Genomic DNA, 13,259 nt, shown 5'->3' on the forward strand with positions numbered 1-13,259 from the left:
CTGCAGCCCCGCCCGGGTCATGTGAAGATTGAAAGCTAGAAGAACTCTTCCGGGCAGGGATCGACGATCTTCCAGAGATCCATGCCGTTCTTGATCTTCTTCATTTCCGGCGTGAGACCGCCGTTACGCGCAAGCCAGTCTTTCACCGGCGGCGGATAATAGGCCATCAGGTCCGAGGTGCCCTCGTAGCTGATCACCTTCATGCCGAAGGTGAAGGCCTTGTCGTAATAGGCCTGATGGAAGCCCAAGCTGGCGCGCGGAGTCACGCAGACCTTGTTCATCGGCACGATGCCGAACACCAGCGTGCAGGCCGAATTGCAGATGCCATCGATGATCACCCGCTCCTTGCGGTCGCGGATGCGCTCATACTTGGCCTTGTATTCCTCGACATAGCCGCCGTGGTCCCGGGTGATGCGCAAATCTGCCTTGGCCGGAGCCACGGACAGCACCAGCAGGGACATCAGGACAGGCAGCAGCGAAAGGCGCATCGCGTGATGAAACCGGTAAGGGACCCCAAGCCAACGCCCTTTTCCGGCATCAGCACACCGCCCGACTCTGGCCGGACAGTGCTAGTATTCCGTTAAGCATCGCCTTTGAGCGAAAAAAAGGCAGAAATCGGCCCTGCCTCACTCTCTGCCTCACCCGGCCTAGCCGTTCAGGAACATCCGGTAGACCGGATTTTGCGTTTCGTCCTCATAGGGATAGCCGAGCGAGGTCAGCCGCTGCGTCAGGGTCGGCCGGTCGGCCTGAGGGACTTCAATCCCAACGAGCACCCGGCCGTAATCCGCGCCGTGGTTACGGTAGTGGAACAGCGTGATGTTCCAGTCCGCCCCCATCTGATCGAGGAATTTCAGCAAGGCGCCTGGACGCTCCGGAAACTCGAAGCGCAGGATAACCTCGTCCCGCAAAGCGGGCGGTGCTCGCCCGCCAACCATATAGCGGATGTGCAGCTTGGCGGTTTCGTCCGCGCTGATGTCCAGCACCTTATAGCCGAGCGCCTGCAACTGCCCAATCAGCTCGCCCTTGTCGTTCTTCGCGCCGCTCAGCTTCAGGCCGACAAAGACATTGGCTTCCTTGGCATCGGCATAGCGATAGTTGAACTCGGTGATGTTGTGATTGCCGATGGTCTGGATGAAGCGGCGATAGCTGCCGGGCTGCTCCGGAATGGTCACGCCCAGCAGGATCTCACGCGCTTCACCGACCTCGGCACGCTCTGCGACGTGCCGCAGGCGATCGAAATTCATGTTGGCGCCGCTGTTGATGGCAACCAGCGCGCCGGTGCGCGTCGGGTTGTTCGCGGCATAGCTCTTCAGTCCCGCCAGAGCCAAGGCGCCTGCCGGCTCCGCGATCACGCGCATATCCTCGAAAATATCCTTGATGGCAGCGCACATCTCGTCTGTGTCGGCCGTGATCACATCATCGAGCAATTCGCGGCAGAGACGGAATGTTTCGACGCCGGCCTGGCGCACGGCCACGCCGTCGGCAAACAGACCGACGCGATTGAGAACGACGCGCTCGCCAGCATCTATCGCGGCTTTCATCGATGCGGCATCGACCGGCTCGACACCGATGACCTTGGTCTCCGGGCGCAGGAATTTGATGAAGGACGCAACGCCAGCCGCCAGGCCGCCGCCGCCGATCGGCACGAACACCGCCTCGATCGGATCGGGATGCTGCTGCAGAATTTCCATGCCGATGGTGCCCTGCCCTGCGATCACGTCGGGATCGTCATAGGGATGCACGAAGGTCAGCTTCTGCTCGGCCTCGAGCTTGCGCGCATGCGCCGCTGCTTCGTCGAACGTGTCGCCGAACAGCACGGCATTGCCGCCCCAATATCTGACAGCATCGATCTTGATCGGCGGCGTGGTCACCGGCATCACGATGGTTGCCTTGATCCCGAGCCGCTGCGCCGACAGCGCTACGCCCTGCGCGTGATTGCCAGCCGACGCGCAAATCACGCCGGCCGCGCGCTGCTCCGCGGACAACCCCGCAATGCGGTTGTACGCGCCGCGAATCTTGAACGAGAACACCGGCTGCAAATCCTCGCGCTTGAGCAGCACGGGGCTTCCCATGCGCGCGGTCAGCCGAACCATCGGGTCCAGCGGCGTCTGGATCGCGACGTCGTAGACGCGGCTGTCCAGGATTTTGCGAACGTAGTCAGTCACAGGTAGTCCTCGAACATGTGGCAGAGACCGAACTGGCCACAAAACGGCTTGCCGACAGCTTGTGGGCGCAGATGGGCACCGAAATGACCGAGAAATCAAGCCTGTTTTCCAGAAAAGCACCTATGAACGCCCGACCGCCATTTCATGGATCGGCGTTAACGATGGTGTACGGCTCTCGGCGTATGTTGTCTTGCTGATCCAGATATTCAGAACCAGCGATGTCCTACGATGCAACTATCGCCAGCCGAAGATGCAGAAGCACCAAGATCGCAGACCGATCGCACGCGTCAGGTCTGGATTGATTTTGCACGCGGTATAGGCGTCGTTCTCGTGGTCTATGGCCACGTACTCGGCGGCCTGATACCGCCGCATCTGTTTCCTGACGGACCGCTCGCGCAGTGGATGAGCTACACGCTCTATACGTTCCACATGCCGCTGTTCTTCTTTCTCGCGGGTCTGAACGTACAGCACAGCCTTGCACGCGGCACTCGAACGTTCCTCGCCGGCAAGGCGTGGACGATTGCCTATCCCTATGTTCTGTGGTCGCTGATCCAGGGTGGCGTGATCATGCTGATATCGCGCAATGCCAATATTCCCATCACGGCCAACGACCTCGCGGCGATCTGGTATCGACCGATGGCGCAATTCTGGTTTCTATATGCGCTGATGATCTGCCACGTACTGGCCGTGCTCATTCCCAATCGCATCATCATGATTGCCGTCGCGCTCGCTGGCCTGATCGTATTCATGCTGTTGCCGATCCGCCCCGATCTTGCGCTCACCATGCATCACCTGCCGTTCTACGTCGCAGGTCTCTATGCAACCCGCATCGTGATGGCGTGGCAGCCTCGTGGGAGAACGGGCTGGACCATGTTGACCGTGATCGCCACCGCTTTCACTGCGGCGGTTGCCGTTGGAGGACAGCTCTCCGGCTTCGATGCAAATGGCGCGACTTCGCTTCCGGCATGTATTCTCGGCATCACCAGCGTGGTGCTGCTTTGCAAATTGCTGAACGAGACGCGGCATCGCTGGCTTGCACTCGTCGGCGTCATGTCCATGACGATCTATGTGCTGCACATCATGGCTGGGTCGGGAACGCGGATCATCATGCAGATGCTGCACGTGCCGCCAATGCCGTGGGCCTATCTCCTCGCAGGCACCGCGGCCGGCGTACTCTTGCCCATGGTAGCCCATGTCGTGTTACAGCGGCTGAACCTGCTGGCACCACTCGGGCTTGCGCCACTGCCGAGGCGCAAACCTGCACCCGCTCCGTTTGTCAGCCAGGCAGCCCGGTCAGACTAAACTCTGCCGGTTCGCGCCTGCTCCAGGGGCATCACGGCATCCTCGGCAGGTCTGACAGTCTGGTCGTGCGGACAGGCCATCGCGAAGATCATCCAGAACAGAGCAGATATCTCACCTGACGAGATACTGGTCAGAGGCAAGTGAATCAGGATACCGCCAAGCGACAGAGCGCCGAGCACCACGCCTTCTTTGGTCGGCATCCGCCATGCCGCAGACGTGCTCCAGACCCCGACCCAGATATAGGCTGCCAAACAGAGCAGTCCGACAGGAATGCCAAGCGTGAGCCAGCTCGCAATGATCTGGCCATCGACCGGCATGGTGCCCGCGACACCGATATCGGTGAAGCTGAAGCCAGATCCCACCACCATGCTGTCAGGTGTATTCCATAGCGTCACGAATTCTTCGAGACGCTCGTTGCCGCTGCCATCCTCGGAGCCACTGCCAAGCGACTGCAGCCGCTCGGTGATCACATCGCCGAAGGGCGTGAACAGGACCGCCGCCATGGCTGCGCCGACGATGCCAAGTCCGGTCGCAAGCGCCCGCCGCCGTGTGGATTGAAACACCATGCAGAACACCACGGCCAGCGCGAGCGCGATCCAGCCGGTCCGATACAGCGACAGCAACAGGCCCAGTGCCGCGGGCGCCAGGGCAATCAGAGACTGCCAGCCGGGTCTCAGAAAGCCCAACAACAGCAGTCCCGTTGCGGTGAAGGTCGCGTAAGTCGCGGGCCCGTTCATCGTGCTGAAGACGCGCACCATATAGGGCAGCGGATACCCTGCCGACAGGATCGAGGCGTAGTTCATCCAGAACCGATCCCAACTCGGCGGATCGACATATTGCCATATGCCGTAGAGACCCGTCAGCGGCAGCACCACCAGAAAGATGCGCGCCATGGCATTGACGAGTTCGCCATCAGACTTTGCGCGCTGCTGCAAAGCGATGCCGTAAAGCACGGGCGCCGCCCACTTCAACGCACCTGTCGCAGCGCTCATCCAGTCATTCTGAAAAACCGACAGCATGGCACCGTAAGCGATGCAGGCCAGCACGATAGCCGGCGCGATCAGCCAGGGATCGCGCAACTGCTCGCGGGACGACAGCAACGTCCACAGGCTCGGTAACGGCGTCAGGATGAACAGCAGCGGCCCGATCAGCATGATGCTGGCCGCGTCGTAGCCCACCGACACATCGACCACGCGCCGCACGAATGGAGCGAAGGCAAACAGCAGGATGGCCGACTGGATATGGGCCGCGGTGCTGCGTTGCCAGGCCAGCCAGCCAGCAGCAGCGCAGCCGACCACGAAGAGCGGACGCGACAATCCGCCCAGCGCGGGACCGACCACTAAGGTCACGATCAGAAGCAGCGCAGTCGGTAGCCACCCGGACAGGACGAAATCCGCCGGACCGGATTTGAGTCGGCCTTGATTCATAACGGCAGACTATCGCGAGCAGCCTCCCTGACGTTAGGCAAAACCGCTACGCTCCCCATCGCAGGGCTAGCTTTTGCGACTTTCGCCGCTATGGTGCCGCCGTCGCACTCGTAGCTCAGCTGGATAGAGCATCGGATTTCGATTCCGAGGGTCGGGCGTTCGAATCGCTCCGAGTGCACCATGACTGGTGCTCTTAAACGCCTGTTTCCATTCGGCTTTTCCAGAGACTAGGCTCTCGCTTCGCGCTCGATCGTCCGCAGCCGCACGAAGGCCGCCCAAGCCTGAGGAAACTCCGCACTCTTGGCATCAATGGCCATCAGAGCCCGGAGGGCTTCCCGAATTTCGTCCGGCGAAGGCCGCTGAGATGAGGTTCCCGCTTTGGACTTCGCCCAGAGATATTCAACCGATTTTGCCAGCACCAACGCCTCGGCATTCGTCCGTTTCTGCACAGGCTTTGCCAACACGTGATCCGGCGGAAAGACTGGCCAGACGGTCGGCGGCTTGTCAGAACGCCAGTCGGCTTCGGGGCCGGGCGTGGTTTTGAATGGCTGGTTTCCCGATTGCTGCCCGCCCGAGCCGGGTTGGCCCGCCAGACGACCGAGTTGCTGCTCGGTCGTCCCGGCCGGTCCACTGCCCGCAGGTGATAGTTGCGACGCCATGTCCGTGAGCACTGACGGATCGGCTGCCGGCAGCGTCTTTTGAACAAGCTTGATCGCCTGGAGCGCACTGGGTGATATGCCGATCTTCTGTTGAGCCAGCTTCTCTTCTTCTTCAGAGACCGGACAAGCCTTGTACCCATCGTGCCGTTGCGCGATCTCTCCATCGTCGTCGATACGCGCAAAGTCGATGGCGACCGTGTAAACGAAAGCTCGATGCCCGGTGTAAGCTCCCGATTTGTCCTTGGCGTTCACGCTGCCGCAAACATATTTCCTGTTATCGACCTGGACCGACCGCAAGCCATCGAATTGCGCAGATGACGGATTGAGCAAGAGTCGCATGACTGCAGCACGCGCCTTCGAGTTATTGGTTGTCAGGATGGCATCCAGCGCATAGTCGGGCCGAATGAAGGACGGCTGATAATAGAACACGGATGCGGCCGCAAAAAACGCTGCACCCACGCCGGCAGATATCAGGGCAGCTGGCGTGTTCATGCAGTAACGTGCTCCGCCGAGGCCCTTCAACAAGCCAGGGATTCCACTTTACATTGCACCAGCTTGTAACCATTCCGTTAACGCGCACCTCCACAACCGCCGCGTCTGAAACCCGTCGTTGCGGTTGCACGATTCAACCGAATAAGGCTGTGCGCCGCCGCGCTCTTTGAAAACAACATCTCGATGGCGTGCTGAACCGCAAAGTCTGCCGTCAGCGGCATTTACCAGCCGTTACCACCATCCAATTTAAAATCCCCGGCGCCAAGGAAGCGTCGATGACCCCTGAAAAACCAAATGCTGGCCGCGTCGCGTTCGAGCGCGGTTTCCCTGTCTGGCTCATGGCCATTGACGGCACATGGCGCCGCAGTTGCCGCATCATGGACGTGTCCGAGACGGGCGCACGCCTTATCGTCGAGAGTTCGATCGAGGGCATTAATCTCAAGGAATTCTTCCTGCTGCTGTCGTCCACAGGACTGGCGTTCCGTCGCTGCGAGCTGGCCTGGGTCAATGGCGAGGAAATCGGCGCGACATTTCTGCGACAGGGCGCCAAGAAGAAAGCCGCTCGGCCGGCTGACACCGAATCCTGACATCCCTGCGACCGTTTCCGGAACCTGGCACCGACACGCAGCAGCTGACGCCCTCCACGGATCTGCACAACTTTGCGGCAGGAACATTCGCGCGCCCGAACTCTTGTTGTCCCGTGAACAGTTGGGTGCGTTTATCCGTTTGAACCCGGGAGCCACCGTGAAGAATTTTTCCCATGCCGCGTTTCCGCCAGACACAATCTCAGTGATGAAACAGGCGCTGGACGGGGCTGTTTCAACGCTGCCGCATCCCGTCAACTCCGCTCACGTGCAATCCATCGCCGAAAGCATCCTACGCACCACAAGCGAGGGTGAACGCGATCCCACGATGCTCCAGACCATGGCGCTGCTGGAATTGCGGATTACCCAGCGGGACTGACGGCCGACCGATCATCACGACCTCGTGGATAACGAAAGTGGGGCTTGCTGCAGCGCAACCAGATGCCATATTCCGCGTTATCGCCTCATCACGGAGGTTGCCGCATGCCCTACGCGCTGTTTTCAAATTCGGTCAAAGTCAGCAAGGCCTTCCCCAGTAAATCAGATGTCTGGCGGCATGCCGTCGAGAGTGGTTTGGTGACGGAGGTCGGCCTGGGCGAGGAAGATCCGCCGCGCCGTCTTCTCGATATCGGCTATGCGATCCACGCATGTGCCGCCGATCCAGTCGAAAAATCGGACGCTACAGGCATGAGCGAGCACGACATCAGCCAGATGATTGCCGCGTGTCAGCTCAATCAGCGGTCCGCAGCCGCCGCATCGTAAATTCAATGTCGCCGTCTGGCAGCTCGCGCCAGCGCTCAACTTCGCTCATGTAAGCCTGCTTCGGAAACCGGTCCAGAAACGCCCGCGCCGTCTTGCGGGCGTTTTCGCGTGGCTGTGTGAAGCTCTCGCGCACATAGCCGTCATCGATGGCACGCCGCTGCTGGCGCGCGGCCATTCTCTCCGCCAGATCGCGCGGTGTTCCCGGCATTGCTGCTACTCCGGACACAAGCAACGTCTGATAGATTGTCACGGATGACCGGCAGATCAAGCGTCATGTTTCACGGCGCGACAGGTTTGCGCTCAGAAGAAGGGGCGCACCGATTACTCGGCGCGCCCCTTCCCTGTTCTCGCTGAACCAGGCGCCGAGACGCCCTTCCGAAGCTCAAAGAGTGAGCCTAGCGGGCGGCCTCAGCGAGGTGACAGCGCTTGGAATTAGACACTGGACCACCTCCTTTCATTGTTCGTGACAGCCTGAGTATAGGAAAGATTCGCGCCGTGTTAAGGGGCGCGATCCAGACGAGCCATGCAATCTCGCACAGGGCGCGCGAGCCAGCCGCCGTTGTGAAGGCTTGGCCATGCATGCATCATCTTTCTCTGCTGTTGCTCCGCGCATCACCTGAGCGAGCATTGGACAGCGGTAAAATCAATCAAGGACGGAAGCGACCATTGGGCTTGCCCCACCTTGTCCATTAGGTCGCTTCCCCGATGTCCAGCAATCTCGACGCCCGGCCGAAAGGCGTGATGACGCGTCGCGCTGCCGTTATTTTTCAGATCGCAACGCTCGGCACTGTCGCCATGTTCGCCAGCGCGCCGACACCGCTCTACCGGATCTATCAAGACCACTGGCACCTCTCGCCGGTCATGGTTACGACGGTGTTCTCCGCCTATGCGCTCAGTCTGCTGGTGGCACTGCTGACGGTCGGGGGATTGTCGGATTATATCGGCCGCCGGCCCGTGATGTTCTCGGCGCTGATCCTGAATGTCGTGGCACTGCTGGTTTTCATTACCGCAGATTCCGTCGTGGCACTGATCACTGCCCGCACTATTCAGGGATTTGCGACCGGCATTGCCTTCGGCACCATCGGTGCTGCCATGCTCGATCTGAATCGTGCGCACGGATCGTTGATGAACAGCCTGACGCCCGTAACGGGCACAGGGATCGGCGCGTTGCTATCCGGTGTGCTCGTCAACTACGCGCCAATGCCGACCCAACTGGTCTATCTGCTGCTCCTCGCAGTAACGCTCATACAAGCCATTCTGCTGTGGTGGATGCCGGAAACGGTCGCCCGTCGATCCGGTGCATGGGCGTCGCTCCGACCGATCGTGACCGTACCGCCTCACGTGCGACAACCCTTGACCCTGGTCTCGCCGGGCAACATTGCCGTCTGGGCGTTGGGCGGGTTCTATCTATCGCTGATGCCCTCGCTGCTCCGGCTCATCACGGGATCGAATTCGCCTCTCCTTGGTGGAATCGCCGTGACGGCGCTGACCTTGAGCGGTGCCGCCTCGATGCTGGTGGCGCGCAAATGGCCTGGCACCACCATTCTGATCCGCAGCATGGCGTGTCTTATTCTCGGCGTGCTGATCACGCTGGGCGGGGTCTACACACAAAGCGTCCCGCAACTATTGGTCGGCACGGTCATTGCCGGCTTTGGCTTCGGCGCCGGATTCTTCGGTAGCATCCGGACCGTTGTGCCGCTTGTCCCCGCGCATGAACGCGCTGGATTGCTCTCCGTAATTTTCATCATCTGCTATCTCGCTTTCAGCCTGCCGACTATCGTCGCAGGCTTGGCGATCCCGACGCTCGGCCTGCCGCTCACGCTCGATATCTATGGCGCCGCGGTCATTGTCCTCGCGGCGATCTCGCTGATCGCCGCGCTCGCATCGGTCCGCCGGGCGTTGTGACCAGCTACGTCATGCTACCTGGCATGAAACAACGGATCACTGTGCCGGACGAACCCTGTATCGGCCACACCATGGTGCGACCGACGCGGTTCGGCACCGTGATGACAGCTTCGTCAGGTACGTCGAGCCACATCCCGTCGATCCGCACCTTGTAGTGTCCACTGTTGGATTCCCAATCCACATCGCTGACGGCGCTGCCGTCTGCATCGGAACAACACGGACCCTTGCCGCTGCGCAGACTATCGAACCAGGCTTTCAGATCGGGGCTGGTATTGGCGAATTGTCCGCGATCGCGCGCAGCGACCGATTGCATCAGCGGCACTGATAACAGAACCGCAATACACAAGGTCGGCGCTCCCAGCTTCAGCCAGCCTGCACGACGCCGGACGCGTCGATCGTGAGAGATAGTAGTTGGCGAACACGGCGCGTCGGCGCCGGAAGTCATCCAGTCGCTCATTTGCTTGCTCCAGCCCCCGGCCGGCACAATGATGTTCAGGTTTGTCGCGGGCAAAGTACCCGCCTCTTCCGTAGTCACTCACGCAAAGCGCATCATACGACTATCGAAGAACGGCTGCGCTTCAACTTCGCGACAGACGCCCAATCAAACGATAGGCGATTCTCCATTAGCACCGGCAGGCTCTCTTCGCACTGCAGCGAATTTGTGGTGATAACTTCAATGGCAGAGGTATTTAAGAACGCCCTCGTCGCGAAGTGCCAAGGCGGCAAGCGAGCGCACCTGCGTCACTCGGTCTTTCGCTCGTGCACCAACAGCGCCCGCGAATGCGTTGACGTTGGTATACGGTCTTTGCAATACTTCTGATTGCGCAACCAAGGGACGGGTTTGCGCCATCGGGCTATTATGAAGAATGGACTCTACTCGATCCATGTCGAGCTTCTCGACGGGCGTTCAGGCAAGGGCAGCGGTGTTGTAACCTTTCGCGAAGGCGAACTGCTCGGCGGCGACGCGTACCTGTTCTACGTCGGTACCTATGTTCTCAACAAGGAAGCCGGCACCTTCAAGGGCGAGGTTTCCGTCATGCAGCACACGCCCAGCCCTGACATGAGTCCACTGTTCGGTGGCCAGAGCCAACCGGTCGGCATCGGTCTGTCGGGTACTTTCACGGATACGTCGGCGACGATGAACGGCACAGCGCTCGTCGGCAAGCACAGCCAGATATTCCGCGCGACACTGCGCAAGCTTGCGGAATTTCAGCAGTAGCAGCGTCCGCTATTCCGCAGCCATCTCCAGTGGCGCGACGCGCGGCAGGATGATCTGGATGCGCGTTCCCTGCCCCGGATCGGACTGCAGATGCAGACGACCACCGAGGCGGCTGGTGACGATGCTGTAGACGATGTGCAGGCCCAAGCCTGTGCCACCCTGATCCCGGCGCGTCGTGAAGAACGGGTCGAAAGCACGCCGCCGGACCTCAGGGCTCATGCCGACGCCGTTATCCGCGAAAAGAATTTCCACATGATCGTTGCCGGCTTCCTGCACCTTGATCTCGACCGAGCCACCATTGCCATCGGGAAATGCATGAGCGACGGAATTGAGGAACAGATTGGTCAGCACCTGACCATACGGACCCGGATAGCTGTTCATCGTCAGTCCTGGCTTGCAGTCGACCGAAAGCGCCAGCTTCTGTTTTCGTAGTCCCGGCTTCAAACTCATCACCACCTGCTCGGTGAGATCGGCGAGATCAAAGACGCGCTGGTCGGAATAATTGCGGTCGGCGGAAACCTGCTTGAACGACTGGATCAACTCAGCCGCGCGATTGAGATTGGCGACCAATTGCGCTGCCGCATCGCGGTTGGACTCGATGAATTCGGTCAGGGTCGAGCGGCGCAACTCGCCGCGCGCAACCTCCTCGCCGAACAGCGCGATCTTGCGTTCCAGCGATGACGCCACGGTTAGGCTGATGCCCACGGGATTGTTGACCTCATGGGCCACGCCGGCAACCAGCCGCCCAAGCGCCGCGAGCTTCTCCGCCTCGATCAGCGAATTCTGCGTCTCACGCAGATTGCGTAGCGCCGTTTCGGCGGCGTCCTTGGCCTTGAGCATCTCCTGCTCGCTGCGCTTGCGCTGGCCGATATCGAGCGCCACGGTCACGATGTTCTGGATATCACCATCGGTCGTCAGCAAAGGCAGCTTGTTGACCAGCCACTGCCGCATCACACCGGCAGCGTCCTTGTACTCTTCCTCGTAGAAACCGAGGCCCTTCCTGGTCGCCAGCACCATCTTGTCAGGCGAGTCGGTCTTCGACGCGCCAAAGCGCATCATCAACTCGCCAGTGGTTTTCCCAATCGCCTCACCGGGCTCGATGCCGAAAATCCCCGCCATATACCGGTTCATCAAGACGTATCGCAGATCGGTGTCTTTTACGTTGATGACGGCAGGAACGGTATCGATGACCTGCTGCAGCAACCTGCGACCTTCCCTGATCGCGGCTTCGGCATGTTTCTGGTTGGTGATGTCGCGGACTGTTCCCTCATAGCGCATAACCTCGCCATTCTCGTCGCGGACCGCCGTGGCGCTGTCGGACAGCCAGAGGACCGTGTCGTGCCGTTGACGGACCTGATACTCGAATTCGCGCACCATTCCGTCGCTTGCCATGCGCTGCTGATACTCGGCGCGCGCCGCGGGATCGACATAGATGTTGCGCGAGATATCCAGCGTGGCGCGGATCAGGTCTTCCGGTGAATCATACCCCATCATCCGCGCCAGTGCCGGATTGGCATTGAGCAGCGCACCTGCCGGCGTCGTCACATAGATGCCATCGACGGATCCTTCAAACAGCTTGCGATAACTCTCTTCCGCCAGCCTCTGCTCGGCCAACGCATGCAAGGCCGCCTCGCGCGCGGCATCGGCATCGACCAGCGTCTTGCGGAACACCTCCGCGGCGCGCGCGATGTCACCGATTTCATTCTCCAGATCCATGGCTGGGATCGGCGTGTGCTTGGCGCCGCCAGCTAGCGCACGGATCGACTTGGCAATCGCCTTCAGCGGCTTCACGATCCGCCGCACCACGAACAGTGCCGCCAACAGCCCGACCAGAACGCCCGCCGTGCCAAGGATGATGCTTTGCCATCTTGCCTCGGTCAGCGTGCGCGCGAACTCACGCGACAGGACGCGGCCGCGACGGGCGCTAAGCTCGCGCAACAATTCGGTCACCCGCCCGATTAATCGGCCTTCGGCGCCAAGCACATCCCTGTCGAGATCGGCGATCTCGCTCTCGGTTTCCGAAATCGAGATGATTGCATCGGTGTAGGCATCGGCGGCCGCACGAAGCGCGGGCGTGCTGATCGGCAGCGCACGCATGCGCTGGGCGGCCTGCTCGGCTCCGATCGGATCGCGCGCCAGCAAAGCCGCCGCGATCTCGTTCTGCGCCCGGAACATGGCTTTGGCGGCATTTGAATTCGTCACATCCGGAACGGCGTTCTCGAATTGCTCGCGGAGCGGCGGGAGCGTCGCCAGCATAGCGGAGCGACGTGCGATCAGCGATGAGACGCGCTCAATCCCTTCGCGGTACTTGGTCAACCGCGCGTCGACACCGTCGATCATGTCGCGCTGCTCGGGCGCAAGCTCGATCCGGGTCTTCTTCAGGAGATCGCCGAGCGCCGTGGCAGCCTGCGAGACCTTTTCCGGCTGTGCGTCGGGATCGGTGACGAAATCGCGTGCTGCCAGCCGCAGGCTGATCAGGCGGCGGTCGATGTTTTCGGCCAGATCGCCGACGCTCTGCAGCCGCTCAAGCTCGGCGAAGGTATTGTCAATATGACGGATCGCAACCACGCTGGCGATGCTGGTGATGAGGATCACCGTCAACACCAGCAGGAACCCGCTGAAAGTCAGCTGGCCGATCGAGAGCGAGGACGATCGGACCCGCTGAAAGAATGCCGTAATGGCAGAGGACATGGTTGTGGGACCGGACTTCAGAGCGTCCCAATATATCCCGACTTCAGCCGCCG

At 60.7% G+C, this 13,259-nt stretch carries 13 protein-coding genes and 1 tRNA gene; 7 read left to right on the forward strand and 7 right to left on the reverse strand.

Annotation, left to right across the window (positions count from 1 at the left end; genetic code table 11):
• Positions 1 to 35 precede the first annotated feature (35 nt).
• Positions 36 to 488 carry a hypothetical protein gene (locus BLW80_RS16940; RefSeq protein WP_089267265.1) on the reverse strand — a complete coding sequence of 151 codons (453 nt, stop codon included), beginning with the start codon at positions 486 to 488 and terminating at the stop codon, positions 36 to 38.
• Positions 489 to 647: 159 nt separating this feature from the next.
• Positions 648 to 2,165, reverse strand: a complete 1,518-nt coding sequence (gene ilvA / locus BLW80_RS16945) for a threonine ammonia-lyase, biosynthetic (protein WP_068730692.1) — start codon at positions 2,163 to 2,165, stop codon at positions 648 to 650.
• A 228-nt stretch (positions 2,166 to 2,393) separates the two neighbouring features.
• Here ilvA and BLW80_RS16950 point away from each other — a divergent pair, with 228 nt between their 5' ends.
• Entirely contained in the window at positions 2,394 to 3,467 is a 1,074-nt protein-coding gene (locus tag BLW80_RS16950; RefSeq protein ID WP_093758825.1) for an acyltransferase family protein, read from the forward strand.
• Here the strand turns inward: BLW80_RS16950 and BLW80_RS16955 are convergent.
• Positions 3,464 to 4,894 carry an O-antigen ligase family protein gene (locus BLW80_RS16955; protein WP_244528273.1) on the reverse strand — a complete coding sequence of 477 codons (1,431 nt, stop codon included), beginning with the start codon at positions 4,892 to 4,894 and terminating at the stop codon, positions 3,464 to 3,466. The genes BLW80_RS16950 and BLW80_RS16955 overlap by 4 nt on opposite strands.
• Before the next feature lie 104 nt (positions 4,895 to 4,998).
• Here BLW80_RS16955 and BLW80_RS16960 point away from each other — a divergent pair.
• A tRNA-Arg gene (locus BLW80_RS16960) sits at positions 4,999 to 5,075 on the forward strand.
• 46 nt (positions 5,076 to 5,121) lie between these two features.
• Here BLW80_RS16960 and BLW80_RS16965 read toward each other — a convergent pair.
• On the reverse strand, positions 5,122 to 6,078 hold the full coding sequence (locus tag BLW80_RS16965; protein WP_139285846.1) for a hypothetical protein: 957 nt from the start codon (positions 6,076 to 6,078) through the stop codon (positions 5,122 to 5,124).
• A gap of 242 nt (positions 6,079 to 6,320) precedes the next feature.
• Between BLW80_RS16965 and BLW80_RS16970 the strand changes: the two genes are divergently transcribed.
• From BLW80_RS16970 to BLW80_RS16980, 3 genes are all read left to right on the forward strand, one after another.
• The gene (locus tag BLW80_RS16970; protein WP_089267262.1) at positions 6,321 to 6,632 is read left to right on the forward strand and encodes a pilus assembly protein PilZ; all 312 of its coding nucleotides are present in this window, start codon (positions 6,321 to 6,323) and stop codon (positions 6,630 to 6,632) included.
• A gap of 157 nt (positions 6,633 to 6,789) precedes the next feature.
• Entirely contained in the window at positions 6,790 to 7,008 is a 219-nt protein-coding gene (locus BLW80_RS16975) for a hypothetical protein (RefSeq protein WP_093759133.1), read from the forward strand.
• Positions 7,009 to 7,112: 104 nt separating this feature from the next.
• The gene (locus tag BLW80_RS16980) at positions 7,113 to 7,391 is read left to right on the forward strand and encodes a hypothetical protein (protein ID WP_210185330.1); all 279 of its coding nucleotides are present in this window, start codon (positions 7,113 to 7,115) and stop codon (positions 7,389 to 7,391) included.
• Here BLW80_RS16980 and BLW80_RS16985 read toward each other — a convergent pair.
• Positions 7,360 to 7,599 (reverse strand): hypothetical protein, encoded by a 240-nt coding sequence (locus BLW80_RS16985; RefSeq protein WP_093758827.1) that lies wholly within the window; start codon positions 7,597 to 7,599, stop codon positions 7,360 to 7,362. The genes BLW80_RS16980 and BLW80_RS16985 overlap by 32 nt on opposite strands.
• 497 nt (positions 7,600 to 8,096) lie before the next feature.
• On the opposite strand from BLW80_RS16985, the gene BLW80_RS16990 reads away from it, so the two are divergent.
• Positions 8,097 to 9,296 (forward strand): MFS transporter, encoded by a 1,200-nt coding sequence (locus BLW80_RS16990; RefSeq protein ID WP_210185331.1) that lies wholly within the window; start codon positions 8,097 to 8,099, stop codon positions 9,294 to 9,296.
• Positions 9,297 to 9,300: 4 nt separating this feature from the next.
• On the opposite strand, the gene BLW80_RS16995 is transcribed toward BLW80_RS16990, so the two are convergent.
• Positions 9,301 to 9,753, reverse strand: a complete 453-nt coding sequence (locus BLW80_RS16995) for a hypothetical protein (RefSeq protein ID WP_089267260.1) — start codon at positions 9,751 to 9,753, stop codon at positions 9,301 to 9,303.
• Between the two features lie 402 nt (positions 9,754 to 10,155).
• Between BLW80_RS16995 and BLW80_RS17000 the strand changes: the two genes are divergently transcribed.
• Positions 10,156 to 10,515 (forward strand): GrlR family regulatory protein, encoded by a 360-nt coding sequence (locus BLW80_RS17000; protein ID WP_089267259.1) that lies wholly within the window; start codon positions 10,156 to 10,158, stop codon positions 10,513 to 10,515.
• 9 nt (positions 10,516 to 10,524) lie between these two features.
• On the opposite strand, the gene BLW80_RS17005 is transcribed toward BLW80_RS17000, so the two are convergent.
• Entirely contained in the window at positions 10,525 to 13,206 is a 2,682-nt protein-coding gene (locus BLW80_RS17005) for a PAS domain S-box protein (protein ID WP_093758828.1), read from the reverse strand.
• Between the last annotated feature and the right edge of the window lie 53 nt (positions 13,207 to 13,259).

This window comes from Tardiphaga sp. OK245 (assembly GCF_900108575.1).
GTDB lineage: Bacteria > Pseudomonadota > Alphaproteobacteria > Rhizobiales > Xanthobacteraceae > Tardiphaga > Tardiphaga robiniae.

Bases quoted from the DNA above. Each gene is read 5' to 3' on its own strand.
- BLW80_RS16940 (WP_089267265.1), bottom strand. From the start codon at position 488: ATGCGCCTTTCGCTGCTGCCTGTCCTGATGTCCCTGCTGGTGCTGTCC.
- BLW80_RS17000 (WP_089267259.1), top strand. From the start codon at position 10,156: ATGAAGAATGGACTCTACTCGATCCATGTCGAGCTTCTCGACGGGCGT.
- BLW80_RS16955 (WP_244528273.1), bottom strand. From the start codon at position 4,894: ATGAATCAAGGCCGACTCAAATCCGGTCCGGCGGATTTCGTCCTGTCC.
- BLW80_RS16950 (WP_093758825.1), top strand. From the start codon at position 2,394: ATGCAACTATCGCCAGCCGAAGATGCAGAAGCACCAAGATCGCAGACC.
- BLW80_RS16995 (WP_089267260.1), bottom strand. From the start codon at position 9,753: ATGAGCGACTGGATGACTTCCGGCGCCGACGCGCCGTGTTCGCCAACT.
- BLW80_RS16970 (WP_089267262.1), top strand. From the start codon at position 6,321: ATGACCCCTGAAAAACCAAATGCTGGCCGCGTCGCGTTCGAGCGCGGT.
- BLW80_RS17005 (WP_093758828.1), bottom strand. From the start codon at position 13,206: ATGTCCTCTGCCATTACGGCATTCTTTCAGCGGGTCCGATCGTCCTCG.
- BLW80_RS16985 (WP_093758827.1), bottom strand. From the start codon at position 7,599: ATGCCGGGAACACCGCGCGATCTGGCGGAGAGAATGGCCGCGCGCCAG.
- BLW80_RS16990 (WP_210185331.1), top strand. From the start codon at position 8,097: ATGTCCAGCAATCTCGACGCCCGGCCGAAAGGCGTGATGACGCGTCGC.
- BLW80_RS16980 (WP_210185330.1), top strand. From the start codon at position 7,113: ATGCCCTACGCGCTGTTTTCAAATTCGGTCAAAGTCAGCAAGGCCTTC.